19 protein-coding genes are annotated in these 21,193 nt (G+C 49.2%); 9 read left to right on the top strand and 10 right to left on the bottom strand.

Going from position 1 to position 21,193, the window contains the following annotated elements; genetic code table 11:
- Both EGV91_RS16300 and dcuS read right to left on the bottom strand, forming a co-directional pair.
- Positions 1-615 (bottom strand): response regulator (locus tag EGV91_RS16300; protein ID WP_241666210.1); only part of this gene is annotated, 615 nt, incomplete at its 3' end.
- Complete coding sequence (gene dcuS, locus EGV91_RS16295) at positions 602-2,212, bottom strand: DcuS/MalK family sensor histidine kinase (protein WP_135505584.1); 1,611 nt, start codon at positions 2,210-2,212, stop codon at positions 602-604. The genes dcuS and EGV91_RS16300, both read right to left, overlap by 14 nt.
- A 281-nt stretch (positions 2,213-2,493) precedes the next feature.
- Here dcuS and EGV91_RS16290 point away from each other — a divergent pair, with 281 nt between their 5' ends.
- A complete protein-coding gene (locus EGV91_RS16290; RefSeq protein WP_135505582.1) occupies positions 2,494-4,536 on the top strand; it encodes a GAF domain-containing protein in 2,043 nt (680 codons plus the stop codon).
- A gap of 15 nt (positions 4,537-4,551) precedes the next feature.
- On the opposite strand, the gene EGV91_RS16285 is transcribed toward EGV91_RS16290, so the two are convergent.
- The gene (locus tag EGV91_RS16285) at positions 4,552-4,734 is read right to left on the bottom strand and encodes a hypothetical protein (protein ID WP_135505581.1); all 183 of its coding nucleotides are present in this window, start codon (positions 4,732-4,734) and stop codon (positions 4,552-4,554) included.
- 129 nt (positions 4,735-4,863) lie between these two features.
- Here EGV91_RS16285 and EGV91_RS16280 point away from each other — a divergent pair, with 129 nt between their 5' ends.
- Entirely contained in the window at positions 4,864-5,805 is a 942-nt protein-coding gene (locus EGV91_RS16280) for a Gfo/Idh/MocA family protein (protein WP_135505579.1), read from the top strand.
- Positions 5,806-5,884: 79 nt separating this feature from the next.
- On the opposite strand, the gene ptsG is transcribed toward EGV91_RS16280, so the two are convergent.
- The 3 genes from ptsG to EGV91_RS16265 all read right to left on the bottom strand — a co-directional run bounded on the left by ptsG (position 5,885) and on the right by EGV91_RS16265 (position 9,210).
- Complete coding sequence (gene ptsG / locus EGV91_RS16275) at positions 5,885-7,951, bottom strand: glucose-specific PTS transporter subunit IIBC (protein WP_135505577.1); 2,067 nt, start codon at positions 7,949-7,951, stop codon at positions 5,885-5,887.
- Between the two features lie 184 nt (positions 7,952-8,135).
- The gene (gene glcT / locus EGV91_RS16270) at positions 8,136-8,978 is read right to left on the bottom strand and encodes a glucose PTS transporter transcription antiterminator GlcT (RefSeq protein WP_135505574.1); all 843 of its coding nucleotides are present in this window, start codon (positions 8,976-8,978) and stop codon (positions 8,136-8,138) included.
- 1 nt (position 8,979) lies between these two features.
- The gene (locus EGV91_RS16265; RefSeq protein ID WP_135505573.1) at positions 8,980-9,210 is read right to left on the bottom strand and encodes a hypothetical protein; all 231 of its coding nucleotides are present in this window, start codon (positions 9,208-9,210) and stop codon (positions 8,980-8,982) included.
- A gap of 347 nt (positions 9,211-9,557) precedes the next feature.
- On the opposite strand from EGV91_RS16265, the gene EGV91_RS16260 reads away from it, so the two are divergent.
- Positions 9,558-10,421 (top strand): HAD family hydrolase, encoded by an 864-nt coding sequence (locus EGV91_RS16260; RefSeq protein WP_135505571.1) that lies wholly within the window; start codon positions 9,558-9,560, stop codon positions 10,419-10,421.
- A gap of 49 nt (positions 10,422-10,470) precedes the next feature.
- On the opposite strand, the gene EGV91_RS16255 is transcribed toward EGV91_RS16260, so the two are convergent.
- A complete protein-coding gene (locus tag EGV91_RS16255) occupies positions 10,471-12,360 on the bottom strand; it encodes an LTA synthase family protein (protein ID WP_135505569.1) in 1,890 nt (629 codons plus the stop codon).
- A gap of 30 nt (positions 12,361-12,390) precedes the next feature.
- The gene (locus tag EGV91_RS16250) at positions 12,391-12,933 is read right to left on the bottom strand and encodes a recombinase family protein (RefSeq protein ID WP_135505566.1); all 543 of its coding nucleotides are present in this window, start codon (positions 12,931-12,933) and stop codon (positions 12,391-12,393) included.
- 180 nt (positions 12,934-13,113) lie between these two features.
- Between EGV91_RS16250 and EGV91_RS16245 the strand changes: the two genes are divergently transcribed.
- From EGV91_RS16245 to EGV91_RS16225, 5 genes are all read left to right on the top strand, one after another.
- Complete coding sequence (locus EGV91_RS16245; RefSeq protein WP_135505564.1) at positions 13,114-14,574, top strand: SulP family inorganic anion transporter; 1,461 nt, start codon at positions 13,114-13,116, stop codon at positions 14,572-14,574.
- A 22-nt stretch (positions 14,575-14,596) separates the two neighbouring features.
- On the top strand, positions 14,597-15,016 hold the full coding sequence (locus EGV91_RS16240) for a universal stress protein (protein WP_135505562.1): 420 nt from the start codon (positions 14,597-14,599) through the stop codon (positions 15,014-15,016).
- A gap of 117 nt (positions 15,017-15,133) precedes the next feature.
- Positions 15,134-16,126 (top strand): Gfo/Idh/MocA family protein, encoded by a 993-nt coding sequence (locus tag EGV91_RS16235; RefSeq protein WP_135505560.1) that lies wholly within the window; start codon positions 15,134-15,136, stop codon positions 16,124-16,126.
- A 73-nt stretch (positions 16,127-16,199) separates the two neighbouring features.
- Entirely contained in the window at positions 16,200-17,396 is a 1,197-nt protein-coding gene (locus EGV91_RS16230; RefSeq protein ID WP_135505558.1) for a cation:proton antiporter, read from the top strand.
- 159 nt (positions 17,397-17,555) lie between these two features.
- Positions 17,556-18,605 carry a lipid II:glycine glycyltransferase FemX gene (locus tag EGV91_RS16225; protein ID WP_158290632.1) on the top strand — a complete coding sequence of 350 codons (1,050 nt, stop codon included), beginning with the start codon at positions 17,556-17,558 and terminating at the stop codon, positions 18,603-18,605.
- Positions 18,606-18,783: 178 nt separating this feature from the next.
- Here EGV91_RS16225 and pgeF read toward each other — a convergent pair whose 3' ends face one another.
- Both pgeF and EGV91_RS16215 read right to left on the bottom strand, forming a co-directional pair.
- Complete coding sequence (gene pgeF, locus EGV91_RS16220) at positions 18,784-19,542, bottom strand: peptidoglycan editing factor PgeF (RefSeq protein WP_135505555.1); 759 nt, start codon at positions 19,540-19,542, stop codon at positions 18,784-18,786.
- 107 nt (positions 19,543-19,649) lie between these two features.
- Positions 19,650-20,099 carry an SRPBCC family protein gene (locus EGV91_RS16215; protein WP_158290631.1) on the bottom strand — a complete coding sequence of 150 codons (450 nt, stop codon included), beginning with the start codon at positions 20,097-20,099 and terminating at the stop codon, positions 19,650-19,652.
- 185 nt (positions 20,100-20,284) lie between these two features.
- On the opposite strand from EGV91_RS16215, the gene EGV91_RS16210 reads away from it, so the two are divergent.
- Positions 20,285-21,070: a nucleotidyltransferase domain-containing protein gene (locus tag EGV91_RS16210; protein ID WP_135505551.1), complete on the top strand. Its 786-nt coding sequence runs from the start codon at positions 20,285-20,287 to the stop codon at positions 21,068-21,070.
- Positions 21,071-21,193: the final 123 nt, after the last annotated feature.

Raw genomic sequence — 21,193 nt, 5'->3', positions numbered from 1 at the left:
TTCCGCCAAAAACTTCAAATACTTCCTGACCGAAACCCGCGAAATGCGGGTCGATTCCGCAATTTCTTCGGTTGAAAACGCCGCATCGCCGGTGCCGAGAATTTTTTCATTGATTGTCTGAAGAGTGGTTTTCGTCAGCCCTTTCGGCAATTCAGGAAAAGCGGAACGGTCGGCAGGCGGCTTTTTGTGGAGCAGGCGGTCCAATTCCTGCTGATTGACGCTTTGTTTGTCCTCCAGGCGGGAATGCTGCTTGCCGTATTGAGCCAGTGCTTCTTGGAAACGGCTGAATTCGAAAGGTTTGATGAGGTAATCGACGGCGCCGAGCCGCAGCGCCTGCTGGATTGGCTGGATGTCGGAAGCTGCCGTAATCAGGATCACATCGAGCTCCAGGTTTTCTTCGCGCAGCCCGCGCAAAAAGGCCAAGCCGTCTAAACCAGGCATGTGGATATCCAGCAAAATCAGCTGGATTTCCTGCTGTGCCAAAAGCTGGGAAGCCTGCTGCGCATTTGCTGCCAAACCGGCTACGCGAAAACCGTCGAGCTGTTCAGTGTATTTTTGGTTGAGCGCCGCTACCATCGGGTCATCTTCTACAATCAGTACATTAATCATCATCATCACTTCCTGCTTCAAAGGGGATTATTATGGTGAAAGCTGTGCCTATGCCAACCGTTGAGGCGACTTCAATCGAACCGTGCAGTTTGTCGGTGCTGTTTTTTGCCAAATAAAGGCCGAAGCCGCGGTGCGCCCCTTGCTTGGACGAAACCCCTTTTTCGAAGACGGTTTCGAGCAAGTTTTCCGGGATGCCGCTGCCATTGTCGGTGACTGTCATCGTCAGCAAGTCGTCGATATAGGAAAACGCGGCGGTAATTTGAGGCTGCCCGCTGGCCATGATGTTGTCGATCGCGTTGTCGATGACATTGCCAAGAATCGTAATCAGTTCATGCGTCACTGTGGAATCCGCCGGTTTTGGTATTGCCGTTTCGCAGCTGACCCGCAAGTTGACATGGGCTTCCCTGGCGTAGCTGATTTTGCCGACGATGAATCCAGCGAATACCGGATCTTTGATATGGCGCGCCACATTGCCGACCTCGTAGACTTGGTGCTCTGCCAACTCAGCGATAAAGCGTGCGACTTGGTCGTATTCCTCCATTTTAATCATGCCAAGCAGGACGTGGAGCTGGTTCATGAATTCGTGGGATTGCGCCCGCAGCGTTTCAGCGTACATCTTCACGCCGGTCAATTGTTCCGCGAGCTCTTTGACTTCGGTCTTATCACGGAACGTGGCAATCGCGCCGATCACTTGGCCGTCCACGACCAGCGGCACTTGGTTCGAGATGATGGAAATGCCGTTGAACTCCTGCTCTTCATCCAAAATTGGCTGTTTATCCATCAAAAGGCTGTCCGTCCTAGCTCCGGGGAGGAAGTCGTTCAAGTGCATGCCGATGGGTTCTTGGCCCATCAATCCGGCTTTCTGGAACATATGCCTCGCAGACTTGTTGACTAGCACGATCTTGGCTTCTTTGTCGATCGCGATGATGCCTTCATAGACGGAATGGAGCATTTGGTTCCGTTCTTCGTGGATGCGCGCTATGGCATATGGTTCGAGTCCGAAAAGATTCTTTTTGATATAACGCGCCAGCCAGAATGCACCCATCACGCCAACCAATAAGCCGATGAGGGAGCCCATGAAGATTTTGTTTCTGTTTTGCTCGATGGAGGACTCGACTTCCTGCAGTGAGATGCCGACCGATACGGCGCCGACTTGTGTGTTTGCGCTGTTGAACACCGGCGTGAAGGCACGTGCGGATTGCCCGAGCGTCCCTTCAGACTGAGAAATGTAGGATTCACCTTGTAAAGCGGGCTGTTCGTCTCCGCCGACAAATGGTGCGCCGATCTGTTCGGGATCGGGATGCGATTTTCGGATGCCGTCCATATCCAGCACAACGATAAACAGCACATCGGCCGCTTGCTGAATCGTGTCGGCATAATCCTGGATCGCTTCTTCCATTTCACCGTCCTGCAGCCCGTTCCGCACCACTTGAGACTCGGCGACAACGCGGGAAATCGTGGCCGCTTTTTCTTCTAATTGCGCTTCGATGCTGTCGCTGTTTGAATTCGCGACCAGTAAATTTGTGATGACGAGCGATGTCAACACGACGAGAAAGACAAAAAGTATGATGACTGTGCTTAATTTAAAACGTGGTGGAGGCATGTTTTTCCTCCTTGTCTATGCGTTTTATCGAAAAAATTTTTGGAGCGGCATTTGCCGACTGTTGGAGAATTGCGCCGATTTTCATGCTTTTGCCACATCCTTCAATCTAATTCTGCTAGCCTATCCTGATTTTAACACGAATAAATGCCAGCCTTCGCTTGGGGGCCCTTGCAGAAATATTGAAAGGGATTGGCGGACTTTTCTAGCAGTTATTTGTAAAAAGGGATAAAATAGCAGGAAGGCGTTGAATCGAATGATGCCTGTGATGGGAGACCATATGTATGTTAGCGGAACAAACCCGATATTCCAGACTTGCCAATATAACAAAGATCATCAATACGAAGCTGGAACTGCGTGAGGTGCTGCAGCATGTCACACAGGCGATTTCAGAAGAGATTGTGCAATGCAGTTCAGTGGGGGTTTTCATGGCTCAAAATGACGGGACATTCCGCGCTGTTGCGGGAAAACCGGATGTCATCAACGGGCAAAAGCTCGAAACGCAGGTGATTGACCCGGCTACAGATATGTTGGCCAAGCAAGTGATTGAAACGCGGAAAACGATTTACATTCCTGATACCTTAAAAGACGAGCGGCCAGATCGCACGCCGGTCGAAGCTTTCGAAGTGAAATCGCTGCTGGCGCTGCCGATTTGCTTCGAGCAGGAATTATTTGGTTTGGTTTTCTTATTCGATTTCGGCAAGCCGATGTATTTGACGGAATCGGAAATTCAAAGCGTGGAAGCGTACGTCAATATGGCAGCAGTCGCCATCCAGAATGCAAAAACGTTCAAGCAAAAAGAAGAGCTGATCGCTGAAAATCAGCTTCTGCTCAATGTGGCCCGTGAGTTGTCGATGTGCTCGTCGATCCAGCAATGTTTGGACAAATGCTTCCATTACTTGGCGAAAATCCTGGGCAGCGAAAAAATCATCGCCCATCTATTGGAGCCGGTGGAGAAAAAGACGGTCGGCCTTACCAAGGTCAACAAAAACTCCGATTGGACAGAAACAGAGTGGAGCAATAAGCTTGCAGCCGCTGACCCTTCCCGGAGCTACGAGGAGTTAGCGGAAGAAGCGATCGCGTCAAAAAAAGTCATGCACATTCCCGGAGAAGGGCGCAAAGGGCTGTTGCTGATTCCGCTGGTGTCGATGGGCGAAGCGCTGGGGGTCATTGCGGTGGCCGAAGCGGACGCAGCGGGCTATGATGATTCCCGGGTTCACATGGCACAGTCGATCGTCGACACGACGGCTCCGACATTTTCGAATTTATTGCATATGGACCAGCTTGAGAACATGGTCGAAGAACGGACGAGTGAGCTTGCGAACGCCAACGAAAAAGTAGCGAGCGTCATAGAAAGCATCACGGACGGCTTTTTCGCGTTGAACAAGGACTGGGAGTACATTTATATCAATAAACACCAATTCCTGCCTCATAATAAAACGGCGGAAGAAGTGATGGGCAAAAATATGTGGGAAGTATTTCCAAGCGCTGCGAAAACGGCAATGTATGAAGAATTCCACCGCGCGATGAATGACCGGGTGCCGGTGCATTTCGAAATCGATTCGTTGGAGGATTATTTTTTTGAGGCAGTGGCATACCCTTACGATGAAGGCATTTGCTGCATGCTGAAGGATGTCACAGAAAAAAGGAAGTACGAGAAGGAATTGAAGCGACTCGCCAATTTGGATCTGATTGGCCAGATGGCAGCGGGCATCAGCCACGAGGTCCGCAATCCGATGACGACTGTTCGGGGCTTTCTTCAATTACTGGAGCAGGAAGAGGGGCTTCAGGAGCACGCAGGGCATTTCCACCTGATGATCGAGGAATTGGACCGTGCCAATGCCATAATTACGGAATTCCTGTCGGTCGGGAATACGCGGACATCCGAAGTCCAGATGTCGAACTTGAATTCAATCATTGAGGGCATTTCCCGGTTGATCAAGATTGATACATCCAACCAACGCAAAGAGATTGAAATCGAGACCGAAGAAATTCCGGAGCTGCCGCTGAATCATAACGAAATCCGGCAATTGATCCTCAATATTTGCCGCAATGGCCTCGAAGCGATGGAACCAGGGGGGCTGCTGTACATCAGCACCTATTACCGAGTGGACGAAAATTGTGTCGTGCTTGCTATACAAGACCAAGGGGAAGGGATACGGCCTGAGGTTATGGAGAAGATCGGAACGCCGTTCTTCACGACAAAAGACGATGGCACGGGGCTCGGGATGGGTATCTGCTACGCCATCGCCGCCCGCCACAATGCCACAATAGAGATCAAGACGAGTACGGAAGGCACGACCTTCTTCACCAAATTTTACTTGTAGAAGAATCCGGTCCTGTCAGTCGCTGCCACCGCCGCAGTCGGAAGAAGAGGATTCGCTGCTGTAATAATGGCTGGAGCTTTCTGACCCATTATCGGGGTGGCCAGTCCGGTGACGTGAATGAGTTTTTTTGTTTTTCAGCAAATCGCTGATAATAGCAAAGCAGATGAGTAAAGCAAAGGGGACGAAGAACCACATCATGAAAATCACTCCTTCAGTAAGTTAAATTTTTTAGAAAAGGCCTTTCGGTTTTATTTACGGCTGGTAGTCTTGTAAGTTTCAGTTTATTCAAAAAAAGAACGGCGCTATGTGCGGAAAAGGAGACTGTATATGAGATTTGGCATTATCGGAACGAATTGGATCACGGATCGAATGATTAAAGCAGCGCGGGATTTGCCGGAATTCAGCATCGGCGCCATCTATTCGAGAACAGAAGAGACGGGCAAAGCGTTTGCCGAAAAGTACGGCGTCGCACATGTCTATACGGATTTAGCTGAGATGTTCAACAGCGGGACGATTGACGCGGTTTACATTGCATCGCCGAACTCGTTTCACGTGGAACAAAGCGTCTTGGCAATGAAACACGGTATCCACGTGCTTTGTGAAAAGCCTGCTGCGCTATCGGCAGAAGAATACGACTTGGCTGTTGAGGCCTCGCGCACGTATGGCGTGCTGTTCATGGAAGCGATGAAGTCGACCGTAACACCGACTTTCCTCAACGTGAAAAAGAACTTGGACAAAATCGGGCCGCTGCGCCGTTTTGTCTTCCATTACAACCAGTATTCATCGCGCTACGACAAATACAAAGAAGGCATTATCGAGAACGCTTTTAAACCGGAATTGGGCAACGGCGCCAAGACCGACTTGGGCGTCTATTGCATCGCGCCGATTGTCCACCTTGCCAGCGAGCCGCAAGCCGTGTTGAAAAATACGCACATATTATCGACCGGAGCCGAAGGGCAGGGGAGCATGATCCTCAATTACGACGGGTTTGAAGCGATTGCCATGTACTCGAAAATATCGGATTCGTACATGCCGAGCGAAATCCAAGGCGAACTCGGCGTCATCGAGATTGACCGCATCAGCGACCCGAAGATTGCAACGATCAAATACCGCGACGGCAGCACAGAAGACTTGTCCGTGGAACACGATTTTGACACAATGTACTACGAACTGAAGGAATTCATCGATTGCGCGAACAGCAACAAGCTGGAATCCACTATCAATACCCATGAAATTTCCCGCCTCACGGCGAAAATTCTCGCACTCTGAAAAAAATAAAAAAAGCCGATGCGGCTGCGAAGTTACCTCGCAGCTGCATCGGCTTTTTTGTTGTTCAGTTAGTGGAAAATCAATTTGACGCTGCATCGCTTTCATTGATCGCAACGATGTTTTTGTCATTCGCTTTTACGTGGCCTGTTGCTTGGACAGAAATGGTTTGTCCTTCTTCCAGGTTGGTGAAAACGACTGGCGTGATGATGGAAGGGGCATGTTTTTCAACATAATCCAAATCGACTTCCATCAGCAATTGGCCTTGTTCGACAAGGTCGCCTTGCTCGATTCTTGAAGTGAAGCCTTCGCCTTTCAGGTGGACCGTGTCAATTCCGATGTGGATCAGAATTTCCGTGCCGTTGTCTGCTGCGATGCCGATTGCGTGCTTCGTCGGGAACACCGTGACAACTTTGCCGTTGACCGGGGAAACCACTTTGCCGTCAGTCGGGCGAATCGCAAAACCGTCGCCGACCATTTTACCTGAGAACACTTGGTCCGGAACTTCGCTGATCGGCAAAATGTCGCCGGTCATCGGGCTGCTAAATTCAAGTGCCGCCAAATTGACTGCTGCTTCTTCAGCGCTTGCTGCCGGAGCTTTTTTCGCACGAGGCGTTTTACCATCCATGATGTCCTGCATCTGGCCGCGCAGGCTATCCGATACCGGACCAAAGATGGCCTGGATGTTATTGCCGACTTCCATGACGCCGGAAGCGCCAAGTTTTTTCAAACGAGCTTTGTCTACGTTATTTTTATCTTCAACACTGACGCGGAGACGTGTGATACAAGCATCAAGGTTCGCAATATTTTCTTTGCCGCCCATCGCTTCAAGGATTTCATAAGGCAAGTCGCTGATTTCTTCATTAACATCATCGCCTTCTTCATCTGCTTCACGCCCAGGCGTCATCAAGTTGAACTTCTGGATGGCGAAACGGAAACCGAAGTAGTAGATGACCGAGAATACCAGTCCGACAACGATGACCCAGAACCATTCTGTTCTACCCGGCATAACACCGAAGAGAAGGAAGTCGATCAAGCCGCCGGAGAAGGTCATGCCGATCTTAACGTCCAGCAAGTGCATCGTCATGAACGACAGACCCGCAAACACTGCGTGGATACCGAACAGGATAGGTGCAACGAACAAGAACGAGAATTCAAGTGGTTCAGTGATACCCGTCAAGAATGAAGTCAATGCGCCGGACGCCATGATGCCGCCGACGATTTTCTTTTTCTCAGGGCGTGCTGTGTGGTAGATCGCAAGCGCTGCTGCCGGAAGGCCGAACATCATGAATGGGAATTTCCCTGTCATGAACGTGCCGGCAGTGAAATCAACGCCGTCTTGCAGCTGCGCGAAGAAAATGCGCTGGTCGCCGCGGATGATTTCGCCCGCTGCGTTTGTATACGAACCGAATTCAAACCAGAACGGTGAATAGAAAATGTGGTGCAAGCCGAATGGGATCAATGAACGTTCGATTGTCCCGAAAACGAAAGCTGCAAGCGTGCGGTTCGTTTCAAGCATGAAATGGGAAAGGGTGTTCAATCCGCTTTGGGCGAATGGCCACACCAGGAACATCACGATGCCGAGGAAAACGGCCGAGAAAGCAGTAACGATTGGCACAAAGCGTTTTCCGGCAAAAAAGCCGAGAAATTGCGGCAAGCTGATGTTGTAATAGCGATTGTAAAGAAACGCTGCCATGACACCGACGATGATACCGCCGAATACACCTGTCTGAAGCGTCGGGATGCCCAAGACTTCCGCATATTTCGGATCGGTCGTCATTTCAGGCGTGATATTGCCGAATGCCTTCATCGTGACATTCATGATCAAATAGCCGATGATGGCAGCGAGACCCGCTACACCATCGCCTTTGGAAAGTCCGATAGCGACGCCGACTGCGAACAATAACGGCAAGTTATCGAATACGATGCCGCCGGCTTCCGCCATGACGAATAATAATTTCTGAATCCAATCAGCGCCGAAGAATGGCACCGCTTCCAAAAAAGAATCTTGGGCAAAGCTTGTGCCGAATGCAAGCAGGATACCTGCAGCGGGCAAAAGTGCAACCGGCAGCATCAATGCTTTACCGACTTGCTGCATAAGGCCGAAAAGATTCCGGGATTTTGCAGGTTTTGCAGTTTTAACTGACATGAAAAATTCCTCCTTGTATTAAAAATGGGTTATTGTTGATGCGGCCAAAGTGAGTACGGCTGGCAAAAAGAAAAGGCATGAGCAGAAAAGACAAGATTAAGAAAAGGGCAGAATTCCCCTTCGGATTAATCATTGGATCTCTTCATACTCATGCCTGATCGAATCAGTAACACGTATGTTTGGCTTATTGATTATGGAGCAGGCGTTGAAGGTGAATCGTCAAGTACAGTACTTCAGCTTCATCTACCGGCTTGTTCAATTGGTTTTGCATCACTTTAATCAGCTTCCACGCAAGATTATAGCACACCGGATATTCCTTTTTCAACAATTCTTCGAGTTTTCTCTCTTCCGCGACGGAATTTCCTTTGTGGGCGCGGTCGATTGCACGGTGCAGGTGCTGAATCAGCCGATGGTAATCGACGTCGTCCCGCTGCAGCTGCAACGATAAATTCGCTTCGATGATTTCCACCAGCTGGGAGATGAGCGCGTTGTAGCGATTGATGTCACGCAGCGATTTATCGGTCACCGCGCTATGGATATGGAGCGCGATAAAGCCGATTTCCCCTTCAGGAAAAGCGATGCCGATATGCGATTCGACCTTTTTCACGACCTCCTGGGCGACACGGTATTCTTTCGGATACAGCGCCTCGATTTCGTAAAGGAACGGGTTCGAGAATTGCATGTTTTTTTGTGCGCGGCTGATGGCGAACGCCAAGTGGTCGGTCAGCGCGACATGGATGTGCTCGTTCAATTCTTTTCCCATCTTTTCTTCAATGAACAGCAGCAGGCCGTGGATGAATTCCAGCAGGTTTTCATCGATATGCGGCAGCAAATTGACGTACTGCTCCATCTCTTTCTCATCTTTCAGCAGAAAAGTCTTGTCAGCGGTGTCGAAAGGGATGCTGTCGCCTTTTTTGCGGTTGAAGCCAAGCCCGTTGCCGATTAACACGACTTCTTTATAGGTGTCATGGCGGGCGATGACGACATTATTATTCAATACTTTTTCGATAATTAAAATCTGTTCCATGTTAACAGCCCTTTTCATTTCGCTTCAGGCGGACGCTTTCCGCGGGCCTGGCTTCAGTTGCTTCCTTCGCTTCGAAAACCGTTGCTCCTTCAGCGCACTGCGCTTCGTCGCAAACAAGTTGGCCAAAATCTTTTTGCCCAACTTGTTCGCCGCCTTCCGCTTCATTCAAAGGTCTTTCTTGATAGTAAAATTTTTCTTTTATCATAGAAAATGAAAGCTGCATTTTCAGCATTTTCTTTGCCTTCTCTAGGTATGGAGCAAAACAGCGAAGACGCCTGCGGGATAGCGAGACAGCCGAGACCCCGCAAGCACGCGTTAGCGGGCTGAGGAGGCTTGGCGCTCGCCCGCGGCAAGCGAGCTGTTTTGCGGAATATCGATACCTATTTCAAAAAATTAAAACGCCAATAAAACTTTTTCGATTAGCATCATTCTATCATTTATTGCCATATTGCAATAGCGATTAAGATGCGCTGGAGAGGGTTAAGCTTTTGTAAACTTGGGCTGCATTTATTGAGTTTGGAAAAATTCAGGCGTATACTGGCTTAATAGTTTCAATTTGGATACCAAGGAGGCAACAACGTGTCAGTAAAACCGAAAGCAGTATTTTTGGATATGGATGGGACCATCCTGAATCACCACAATAAAGTGAGCATCCACACGAAGGAAATTATAGATGAATTGCGCAGCGAAGGCTTCTATGTTTTCATCGCGACTGGCAGATCGGCGACCGAATTGGCTGAGATGCTGCCCGAAGGATTTGCGGTGGACGGCATCATTACGGCGAACGGCATGTCCGGCTATATTGGCGAAGAGACGGTTTTCGAGCATTCTTTATCGCTGGAATTGGTGGAAGCGGTTATTGAAAAAGCACGTGAACACCGCATCTATTATGAGCTTTTCCCTTACGGCGAATCGCGCATCGTGCTGCAGCAGGACCGGGATTTTGTAGAAGCGGCCATCCGCGAGCCAAAGCCGGATTCGGTGCAGATTAATGAATGGATTTCGCGCCAAAAATCGCTTGCCGAAGAAATTGAGTGGACGGAAACAATCGTCGGCAGCCATTTTTCCAAGTTTTATTTCTTTGCGAGAACGAAGGAAGAAATCGAAAATTGGAAAGCCGTGCTTGCGGAATTGCAGCAGGAAATGGACTTTACGATGACACCGTCTTCTCCGCATAACGCGGAAGTGATGGTTGCGAATGTCAGCAAAGCATCGGGCATCGAGCAGATGCTGGAACGCTTCGGCTTAACAGGCTGCGACACATTGGCGGTCGGCGACAGCGACAACGATTTGAAGATGTTCGAATTCGTTACCCGTTCAGTGGCGATGAAAAATGCGCCGGACCATATCAAGGCAGTGGTAGATGAAGTGACGGAATTCACGTGCGACGAAGATGGGGTTTACCATTATTTGAAGAATCATGTGTTGGCGCTGAAAGTATAAAGTTGGCCAAAAGAAAAGAGGGATGCGATTTACGTCGCATCCCTCTTTTTTATTGCTCAGAAATATTCAAGTTGCCGGTTTCTTCATCGTAGAACCGCAAGAGGTCACCAATGATGATTTCCTCTGAAAATTCCAGTTCTGTTCGTGCCTGCTCGGTGAAGGGTGCACACAACATCGGGTCGATTTCTTCGCCTGTGCCGTTTTCATAGCACGTGTTTCCGGCGTAGACATAGTCTTTCGTAACGTAGCGCCCGTCGCGGAAAATAGCGCTCTCTTCATGTTCTTCTGAGAATAAGTCACTGCCGAATTGCATATCGTTGTCTGTCTCAACACCCATTAAGTTCAGGATTGTCGGGCGCATATCAATCTGGCCGCCGATTTCCTCGTTCACATGCCCTTTGCCTGAACCGGGAATGTGCACGAAGAACGGTACGCGCTGAAGCTGGGCAGATTCATAAGGCGTAATTTCTTTCCCAAGGTATTGGGCCATCGCATCGTTATGATTTTCTGAAATGCCGTAATGGTCGCCATACATGACGATAATCGAGTTTTCGTAAAGGCCGCTCGCTTTTAATTCGTCAAATAATTCTTTGACCGCTTCATCCAAATAACGCGTCGTCTGGAAATAGCGGTTGAGCGTGCCGGAGTTCGAATCAAATTCATCAATCAGTTTGTCCTGCTCATCCAAAGTGAACGGATGGTGGTTGGTCAGCGTGATCAAACGGCTATAGAATGGCTGCGGCATGTCGGCCATATGGGCAACGGATTGTTCGAAAAATGGAATGTCTTTCATGCCCCAATTGACCGCATCGCCTTCGCCTACGGTAAAGCTTTGGATATCCAGGAATTCATCAATTTCCAATGATTCGTACATCATGTCGCGATTCCAGAAACTCTTCGTATTGGCGTGCTGGACGTTCGTAGCATAGCCTTCGCCGCCCAATTTTTCAGCCATTGAATTATAGGTATTGCCGCCGTGCGTAAAGAATACAGCGCCTCCGCTCAGCGGATACAGCGAGTTTTCAAGGATGAACTCGGAATCCGATGTCTTGCCGAGCCCAGTCTGATGATAGAGATTCGGGAAGTAGATGGTATCTTCATCAGTCGTCAGTTCGTTCAGGAAAGGAGTGATGGTTTGCCCATTCATTTTTTCATTGATGGCAAAGCTTTGCATCGATTCCAGCGTCACGACGATCAAGTTTTTGCCTTCCGCAATCCCTGCCATTTCGCCAGACGGATCGGCTTGATTGGCATGGACGTAATTTTGGACATCCGTCAGCTCAGAGCCATCCGCAAAGGCACGCTGCGCTTGCGATTTTGATTGGATATAGACGTCATACAAATGGTAATTGTACATGCCGATATTTTTCACGAGCATCTCGCGGTCAAAACTGCGTGTCAGCAGCTGCGGGCGTTCCGCTTCGGCTAAACCGAGATTGAGGAACAAAATCGCTGCCGATAAAGCGAAATAAACACGGCGGTGGACTTTCAGCCCCATTTCGTTTGTCTGTTTGGTGCGCAGGAATTTAACCGCCAACAGCACGACAAGGAAATCGGTGAAATACAAAACGTCGGTCGGGTAAATGCTGGCCGCGGCACTGGATCCGAGATCGCCGAAATTATCGGTCTGGAACAGCACCGGCAGCGTGATGAAATCACTGAAAAAGCGGTAGAAAGCGACGTTGCCGTAAAGGATGACCGAAGTGATCAGCGTCGCCACAATCAAATACCGGTTTTTGTTTTTATCAGTTTTGAAAAACAGGGAGCCGCCGTAAAAGAACAGCAAAAGGCTCAAGGGGCTGATGAACAGGATCAATTCCTGCATCGCGTTGTCAATCGTGATCGAGAAGCCGGTTTTGTAGACGATATAGGTTTTCAGCCAAGTCGCAAGGACGGCGATCGCCAAAATCGTGTGTTTCGGCCATTCTTTTTTCAGCATATAAAATCTCCTTTTAAAAAATACCGGGCATTAATTTTCCAAATAACGATAAAGCGTCGATTTGCTGATGCCGGTTTTTTCTTTGATGTCAGCTAGGCTGTATTGTTTGCTTTCGTACATCTCAATGGCTTTTTTAACATTTTCGTCCGCTTTTCTCGGACGTCCGGAGACAGCGCCTTTTTCTTTGGCCGCCGATAAGCCGGCTCTGGTTTTTTCACTGATGGCGTCGCTTTGGAAATCGGCCAAGCAATGGAGGATTTTTTGGAACGGGTATTGCTGCTCATTGGCGGTATCGATTTCTTCGCGCATCGACAAAAGCGACAGGTTTTTGGCTTGCATTGTGTCCATTAGTTCCACTAAATGGCGTGTAGAATCACCTAATGTATACAGTTTTGAAACAATGATTTTGTCGCCTGAACCGGCTTGTTCGAGAAGCTCATAAAGGCGGATTCTTTTTTTCGGAGAAGCATGTTCTTCGACGTAAATTTCTTGGCAGCCTGCATTTTTCAGCTGTGCAACCTGATTTTCGCAAACCGGATCTTCTGCACTTGGCCTGGCATATCCTATCAGCACGGTAAAATCTCCCTTACATAAAACGAATTCCATTCAGTATACCATAAATGGAATGAAAAAAGTTCCAAAAAGGTTCTCTTTTAGGAATAATGGTGATACACTATGGCTATTGCAAAAAAGGCTCGGCTTTAATGAGAGTTTAAAGCCATAAAAATACAGTGTGAAAAGGAGAAAGAGGCTTTGGCAGAAAAAATGAAAACACAATGGTTCGGCAATGTGAGAGGCGATATCCTGGCAGGGATTGTCGTCGCACTTGCATTGATTCCGGAAGCAATCGCATTCTCGATTATCGCGGGAGTGGATCCGATGGTGGGGCTTTACTCTTCGTTCAGCATCGCCGTCATCATCGCATTTGTCGGTGGGCGGCCGGGAATGATTTCTGCGGCAACAGGCGCTATGGCTTTGCTCATGGTGCCGCTTGTCCGCGACCACGGGCTGCAGTATTTATTGGCAGCCACCATTTTAACAGGGGTTATCCAAATTATATTCGGGGTATTCAAAGTCGCGAAATTGATGAAGTTCATCCCACGGGCTGTCATGATCGGCTTCGTCAACGCACTGGCCATCCTGATTTTCATGGCGCAGGTGCCGCATTTCCTCGGCATCAATACCCTTACGTATGTGTTTGTCGCCATCACCCTGGCGATCGTGTACATCGTACCGCGTTTTTTCACCGCCATTCCGGCTCCGTTGATCGCCTTGGTGGCATTGACCGCCGTTACGATTTATTACGGTTTTGATATGCGTACGGTGGGGGATTTAGGCACCATCACTCAAACCTTGCCGACGTTCCTGCTGCCGGACGTACCATTCAATCTCGAAACTTTGATGATCATTTTGCCGTATTCATTGGCATTGGCGGTAGTCGGTTTGCTGGAATCGTTATTGACCGCCAATATTGTCGACGATATGACAGGAACGTCGAGTGACAAGAACAAAGAGTCGAGAGGGCAGGGAATCGCCAACTTCGTCAACGGATTTTTCGGCGGCATGGCGGGCTGTGCCATGATTGGCCAATCGATCATCAACGTGAAATCCGGCGGCCGCGGCAGATTGTCCGCGTTCGTAGCCGGGACGTTCCTGATGTTCTTGATCATCGTTCTGGGCAATGTCGTTATCCAGATTCCGATGCCCGTGCTTGTCGGCATCATGATCATGGTGTCGATCGGCACATTCGATTGGTCTTCGTTCAGCTATTTGAAAAAAGCGCCGAAAGCCGATGCCATCGTCATGGTCGCGACCGTTGCGATTGTGGTGTACACGCACGATTTGTCAAAAGGCGTATTTGCAGGTGTTTTACTGAGCGCGATTTTCTTTGTCGCAAAAATTTCGAAGATCAAAGTGGAGAAGGAATTGCAGGAAGCTGCCCGTTACCGGGTGGTCGGCCAATTGTTCTTTGCATCGGTTGACGATTTCCTGGAGAAATTCGACTACGAAGTCGAAGGCCAGCAAGTGTTTATCGATTTCACAGATGCGCATATCTGGGATGATTCAGGCGTCGGTGCTGTTGACCGGGTCGTCTTGAAATTCAAGGAAAACGGCAACGGCGTCGTGATCACCGGCCTCGATTCGGGAAGCCAGAAACTGATTGACCAATTGGCTATTTTCAATAACGAGAAGGCCAAATTGCCAACCCATTAAACCCATGAAGGAGTGTTGAACAATGTATAATCGGATATTGCTTGCGGTAGATGGCTCGGACCATTCGGTGCGCGCGGCGAATGAAGCAGTCAAACTGGCTGCGGGTTCTGCGGAATCCCAAGTGACGATCGTTTTTGTCGCAGATTACGACAACGCCAAGAACGAAGTGCTGCACAGCGGCAGTTCCCTGGAACTGGATCTGCAGCGCAGAAAAAAACTGCAGCCTGTGGAAGAAACAATGGCTGCGGAGAACATCCCTTGCAAAGTCGAGATCCTTCATGGCACGCCGGGTCCGGCGATCGTCGAATATGCCAATAAAGAAAAATTTGACATCCTGGTCATCGGCAGCCGCGGCTTGAACTCGCTTCAGGAAATGGTGCTCGGCAGCGTCAGCCACAAAGTTGTGAAACGGGCGAACTGCCCGGTGCTGATTGTTAAATAAAACGAATAGGCTATGTAAGCCGTGAAATGCAAAAGCATTCCACGGCTTTTTTTGTGCGGAAAATAGTCTTTTTTTGACGCTCTTGGTATATGATATGAAGAAAAAAGGAGAGGTCATATGAAAAAAACAAATGTCTGTTTCATTGGAGCCGGCCTCCATTCGACGACCAATATTTACCCCGCGGCACTGGAAGCAGGGGCGGATATCCAAGCGATTGCGACACGCAGTTTCGAGCGGTCGCAAAAGACGCTTCAGCGGCTGGGGAGCGAGGGCAATGCTTATGACGATTACCGACGCATGCTGGAGGCAGAAGAATGTGCAGGCGTGGTGGTGGTTGCCCAGCCGGAAGACCATGTCGCGCTAGTGCTTGACTGCATCAATGCTGGCAAGAATGTTTTCGTCGAAAAGCCGTTGGGCATGACCGAGGCGGAAGCGGCTGACATTGCAGCTGCTGCTGAGACAGCCGGCGTCCAGGTGATGGTCGGCTTCATGAAGCGCTACGCACCGATTTACCAGAAGCTGAAAGAAGTGATCGACGGCGGTTCGCTCGGAATGGCGCGTTCTTTCCAGGCGCGCTTTGCTGTCGACAGCACATTGTTTTGCGAAAATGACGAGCAGTTCATGAAATTCGCAGCCATTCACATGGTCGACCTCGTCCGGTTCCTGTTCGGCGAAGCGGTGGAAGTGAAAGGCTTCAAAAACAGCAGCAAAGGGTTTATTTCGCATAGCATTTCGCTGAAGTTTGAAACGGGCGTCGTCGGCAGCCTGTATTTCAGCGGCATGACCGCCTGGACGCGCGAAAGCGAGAACATCACGGTGACTTTTGATGAAGGATTCGCGTTGGCGGATGAAATCAATGCGCTGACGATCCACAAATCCCAGCATCATGAAGAACAGCCGTGGCAATCGATCGAAGAAGCGGACACCCATTACAAGCCGTCCGCAACGCCGATGTCCGGTGCTTACCGGGACCTGTATCTCCGCGGATTCGTTGGTGAAATGGCCCATTTCTTTGAATGCTGTAGAACAGGTGCTGTGCCGTTATCGAACGCGCACGACAACGTCCGGACGATGGCGTTGTGCGACCGGATTTTAGACAGCCTGTCGTAAAGTGTTTAGCCGGCAGCAAGAGTGGAATAAGGGAAGGGAGTAGAATTATCGATTCGGAAAGAGGCGCATTGCATTGATAACCCACCAAATTCTTTTGCTGTTGCTGATCGGCTATGTCGTCTATACAGTAGATTTGAAGAAAAAATATTTTCCAGTACCAGTGGTGTTGGTGCTGATCGGCCTTGGCCTGTCATTTATCCCTGCTTTCTCATCTGTAAACCTGTCGAAAGATACGATTTTCCACGTATTTCTGCCAGCCCTGCTTTTTGTGGGGGCCTATCAGTTTCCACTGAAGCAGCTTAAGGAAAACCTTGGGATCATTACGGCGCTGAGCACTCTCGGTTTGCTGGCGACGGCTGTATTGTCGGGGTTTTCCATCTACTGGGCCAGCAGCTTCTTCATGCCGCTGTCATTGGCTGGCGCCTTCTTGCTTGCGGCCATCCTCATACCGACCGATCCGGTTTCGGTGACTTCCATTTTGAAAGAAAGCACTGGAGCGGAAGGGATTGCCGATGTTGTCGAAGGGGAATCGATGGTGAACGATGGCACCAGCATCGTATTGTTCACGATATTCCTTGCAATGTACGAAACCGGCAACGGGTTTTCAGCGGGCAAGTTCTTCGTGGAATTCTTAAGCGTTTCGCTTGGCGGAATTGCAAGCGGTCTCGTTCTGGGCTGGATTTTGAGCAAAATCATCCATTTCACACATCACAAGCAGTACCAGGTCATGCTGAGCATCATCACTGCGTATGGCGGTTTTTATGCAGCTGAAGTCATCGGCGTATCGGGCGTTCTCGCTACAGTGGTCACCGGAATCATGCTTTCCTATGAAATCAGCCGCACCGCTGAAGCGCATGAAATCAAAGATTCCCTGGACGGGTTTTGGGACATTATTACGCCGACATTATTGTCCGTATTGTTCTTGTTGATCGGCATACGTGCAGCTTCGTATTTGGATTTTCCGGAATGGGGCTTTGCCGCCATCATCTTTATTTTGACGCTGATCGCCAGGTTCCTGATGCTCGGTGGTTTCATCTATGCGGTACCCGCTTGGAGAAACGAATTCACCAATGATTTCAAGACGATTTCCTTGATCACTTGGTCGGGCATCAAAGGCTCGATGTCCATTGCGCTGGTGCTGTGGCTGGAGGAAGGGGCTTCCGGTGAGGCCGGGCTGCTGGTTTCATTATCGTTTGCAGTCATCTTGATGTCGCTGGTCATCCAAAGCATCGGAATTTACCCATTAGCTAAATTAATGAAGAACACGTAAGATTGTCGGCCGAATTAAATTTCGGCCGATTTTTGCGTTTCATGCAAAAAAATTAAAACCCCTTTGCATTTTCACCTGAATTTCATTCGCAGCCTTTAAAGTAGGGAATAAGATCAGGTGAAGCAGCCGATGCCTTTTCAAAATCAGGGGGGTCATATTATGCAGGTGCAGGAAACAAGATTGCTCACAGTCATTGATGGCAAGGACAGCGTTCGCTGGAATCGCCTTTTGGCCGGATTTTCAAATACCGATATCTATTTCTCGCATGAATATTTTATGAGCGCCCTGTTATTGGATGAGGGGGAGGCGATGTTGTTCGTTTTTGAAAATGCGGACGGCAAAATTGCGTATCCGGTAATCAAACGGACGATTGCCAATGAAAGCGATTTGGAATTATACGATATCACGACACCATACGGCTACGGAGGGCCGCTGATTTCTTGCAGCGGCAATGAGCAAGCCCTGTTGGCGGAATTCAGGAAAGAATTCGGCGCTTACTGCCAGCGCCATCACATCGTCTCGGAATTTGCCCGGTTCCACCCACTATTGGGGAATCAGCAAGGTTTTGAAAATGACATGCAGATTTCCCATGTCAGCGATACAGTGGCCATCGACCTGCAGCAGGACGGCGATTTGCTGAGCCGCATCCCGGGCAAAAACCGCAACATGATCCGCAAAGCGATGAAGAACAACATCGAAATCAAAGAAATCAGTTCAGAAGATTACCTTGAAGAATTCATCTTGATGTATTACGACACGATGCGCCGCAATAACGCTACCCGCTATTATTTCTTCACAGAGGATTATTTCCGTAAAACCATCCGCCTGTTCGGTCCCGACCTTCATTTCTTCGGCGCATTCCTCGAAGGCAAAATGATTGCATCGACTTTGGTGTTGAGCCACGGTAAATTCATCCACTACCATTTATCCGGCTCGTTGATGCAATATCGGAACTTGGGCGCGAACAATTTGCTGCTTTTCAAAATTGCTGAATGGGGCCAAGCGCGCGGCGCCGAAGCTTTCCATCTGGGCGGCGGTTATTCCGGGCAGGATGACAGCCTGTATCGCTTCAAAAAGACATTCACTCAGGACACGCCGCTGGAATTCCATATCGGGAAGAAAATCCACAATCCTGCGTTGTACCAAATGCTGTGTTTTGAAAAACAGAAAGATGAAAGCAGCGCATATTTCCCTTTGTACAGAGCTTGATGTAGAAAGGGCGTCCTTGCCGGGGCGCCCTTTTTGCGTGCGGAAAGTATTTGGCTCGGCAAGGGACGTAAATCCGGAATTTCCCAATTGAAAAACGCGATTTGCACCCCTTTTGATTCAATTCCATGAAAAAAGCGCTCCAGTTTTCACTGGAACGCCTGCTGCTATTCGAATGGCCCTATTTCTTCATAATAAACGCCATATGGCGGCCGGCTTGCCGGTCTTCGCGGTAAGAAAAGCCGGAAGGGTCCTGATAGGTGCAGATGCGGTCGACCGCAATGGCCTCTGCGGGGATGCCGGCGAGTTCACATTGCTTTTTTACCACAAGCTGGTTGTCGATGTGGTATTTGCCGGTTTCTTCATTGAAATACGCAAAGCTGTCCGCATAGCCGAGCGCCTTGAACTTCAAATAGACATCTTCATCGACTTCGAACTTCTCCTGGCTCAGGGCAGGGCCGATCTGGATCCGGAAATCCTCCGGCCGGCATTGCTCCACTTCGATCAAGTGCTGGAATAATTTCAATGAAACCTCTTTGACCGTTCCTTGCCAGCCGGAATGTACCGCGCCGACAACGCCGGCCGATTCATTTGAAAACAAGAGCGGCACGCAGTCGGCCGCAAAACTCGACAACACAATACCCGGTTCGTATGTATAAAGAGCGTCCGTATCGGTTATGGCGCTCCCCAATTCTGTGGCGCCGCGGCCTTTATCCGCTGTTTTCACACGATAAAAATTGGCGCTATGGGTTTGCTGTGCGCACACTAAATCATCTAAGCTGCGGTTGAGCAATGCGGCAAGGGATGTCCGGTTTTCAACAATCACTGCAGGATCATCGCAAACATGAAGCGCCATATTATTCGCTTCCGGTGCCGTTTCGTCCTTCATCGTAATGCCTGCAAGAAGCTTGCTGTCGTCCGTATAAAAAATCGATTTCATCTTCGCACCTCTTTTCAATGGATGTCCTTCTCTAGAATATAAAGCAGCAGCGCATAGAAGCCAACCAAAAAAGGAAAGCACGCTGTGCAGCGCACTCTCCTTTTTCGCTAGTCCGAACTTTCACAAATGGCTTTGATGTTTTCAAGCGTATGCGCAGCGGAGTTCCGGCTCAGCCGTTCGTAGATGATCCGGTCGGTGATTTTGCCGAATAAATCATCCGGGATATAGCTTTCGATTTCAAAACTGAGCTCTGTGCCAGAGTCTCTCGTAACGTAATAGCTTGATTGCCGTGCGTTGAAGCTGCCGCTCATCATGCCGGTCCATTTTGCAGTCGTGTCGGTGATTTCACACTCCGTTACCTGAATGGTTTCCGGGAAATGCATGCCCATGATGGCATACTCGGCTTCAACGACGGTGCCGACCTCCCCGTTGCCGTCAATTTTTTTCGGCGACGCCAAGTTATTGTAGAAATGTGCCCAGTTTTCAGGATTGATGGTGTAGCGGAAGACCTTTTCGAGTGGAGCATTGATGAAGATGGTCTGTTTTGTATGAGCCATGCGTTCATTCGCCTCCTGGAGTGCAAGATGGTTTCTGCTTCTATTATACAACGAAGAAATCATTAAACCGCTAATATATCGGAATATTTAAATAAAAAGAACTGTTGCTTTGATTGATGAGCAATTTGGCATCCCGCAGCAAATCCATTATGCTAATCAAATAACAGGCGAAAGTGGTGGCGTGGATGGATGGAGTCATACAGGAAAAGTTAAAAGAAATCGAAGAGCAGTTCCAAGTAAAGGTGTTGTTTGCGGTTGAGTCCGGCAGCCGGGCATGGGGATTTCCGTCAACGGACAGCGATTACGACGTCCGGTTCGTCTATATCCATCAGCCGGAGTGGTATTTGGCGATCGACCCGCAAGGCATCGGCGACAAGCGCGATGTCATCGAGATGCCGATTAACGACATGCTCGACATCAGCGGTTGGGAAATCACGAAAGCGCTGCGGCTGTTCCGGAAAAGCAACCCGCCATTTCTGGAGTGGATGTACAGCGAGATCCAGTATTACGAGGCCTATTCGTTCAAGGAGAAATTAAAAGGGCTGGAAGATGAAATTTTCTTCCCGAATGCGAGCCTCTACCATTATTTGAACATGGCGAAGAGCAATTACCGAACGCATCTCAGCAAAGAACAGGTGAAGATCAAGAAATATTTTTACGCATTGCGTCCTGTGTTGGCAGCGGCTTGGATCAAAGAGCGCCAGACCATTCCGCCGATTGATTTTTACGACTTGATGGAAGCGCTTGTGCCCAATGGGAAGTTGAAAGAGGAAATCCTCGATCTGCTGGTGCGCAAGAAAGCGGGGGAAGAGCTGGATTTGGAGCAGCGGATTCCGGCCATCCACCAATTCCTGGACAGCGAAATTGAAGCGCTGGAGGCTTATGCAAAAACCTTGCCTCCGCGCATCAGCGACCCGACCGATAAGCTCGATTCTTTATTCAGGGAGACTTTGCAGCAAGTCTGGAAATGATTGCAGCCGAAAAGGCTGATCTGCTTGGAAAAAGCGGATCAGTCTTTTTTGAATTTGAAAAAGAACGTCCCGGCTAATAGGAATGTTGGCAGGGCGGCAAGGCCGAGAATCAAAGGCCAATCG

Source organism: Planococcus koreensis (genome assembly GCF_004761975.1).
Classification (GTDB): domain Bacteria; phylum Bacillota; class Bacilli; order Bacillales_A; family Planococcaceae; genus Planococcus; species Planococcus koreensis.
This window is presented reverse-complemented; position numbering and strand designations above follow the sequence as displayed.

Coding starts and splice junctions, on each gene's coding strand:
- EGV91_RS16255 (WP_135505569.1), bottom strand. CDS start 12,360: ATGCTGAAAAAAGAATGGCCGAAACACACGATTTTGGCGATCGCCGTC.
- pgeF (WP_135505555.1), bottom strand. CDS start 19,542: ATGAAATCGATTTTTTATACGGACGACAGCAAGCTTCTTGCAGGCATT.
- EGV91_RS16240 (WP_135505562.1), top strand. CDS start 14,597: ATGTATAATCGGATATTGCTTGCGGTAGATGGCTCGGACCATTCGGTG.
- EGV91_RS16285 (WP_135505581.1), bottom strand. CDS start 4,734: ATGATGTGGTTCTTCGTCCCCTTTGCTTTACTCATCTGCTTTGCTATT.
- EGV91_RS16215 (WP_158290631.1), bottom strand. CDS start 20,099: ATGGCTCATACAAAACAGACCATCTTCATCAATGCTCCACTCGAAAAG.
- EGV91_RS16290 (WP_135505582.1), top strand. CDS start 2,494: ATGTTAGCGGAACAAACCCGATATTCCAGACTTGCCAATATAACAAAG.
- glcT (WP_135505574.1), bottom strand. CDS start 8,978: ATGGAACAGATTTTAATTATCGAAAAAGTATTGAATAATAATGTCGTC.
- EGV91_RS16265 (WP_135505573.1), bottom strand. CDS start 9,210: ATGCTGAAAATGCAGCTTTCATTTTCTATGATAAAAGAAAAATTTTAC.
- EGV91_RS16210 (WP_135505551.1), top strand. CDS start 20,285: ATGGATGGAGTCATACAGGAAAAGTTAAAAGAAATCGAAGAGCAGTTC.
- EGV91_RS16225 (WP_158290632.1), top strand. CDS start 17,556: ATGCAGGTGCAGGAAACAAGATTGCTCACAGTCATTGATGGCAAGGAC.
- EGV91_RS16280 (WP_135505579.1), top strand. CDS start 4,864: ATGAGATTTGGCATTATCGGAACGAATTGGATCACGGATCGAATGATT.
- dcuS (WP_135505584.1), bottom strand. CDS start 2,212: ATGCCTCCACCACGTTTTAAATTAAGCACAGTCATCATACTTTTTGTC.
- ptsG (WP_135505577.1), bottom strand. CDS start 7,951: ATGTCAGTTAAAACTGCAAAACCTGCAAAATCCCGGAATCTTTTCGGC.
- EGV91_RS16235 (WP_135505560.1), top strand. CDS start 15,134: ATGAAAAAAACAAATGTCTGTTTCATTGGAGCCGGCCTCCATTCGACG.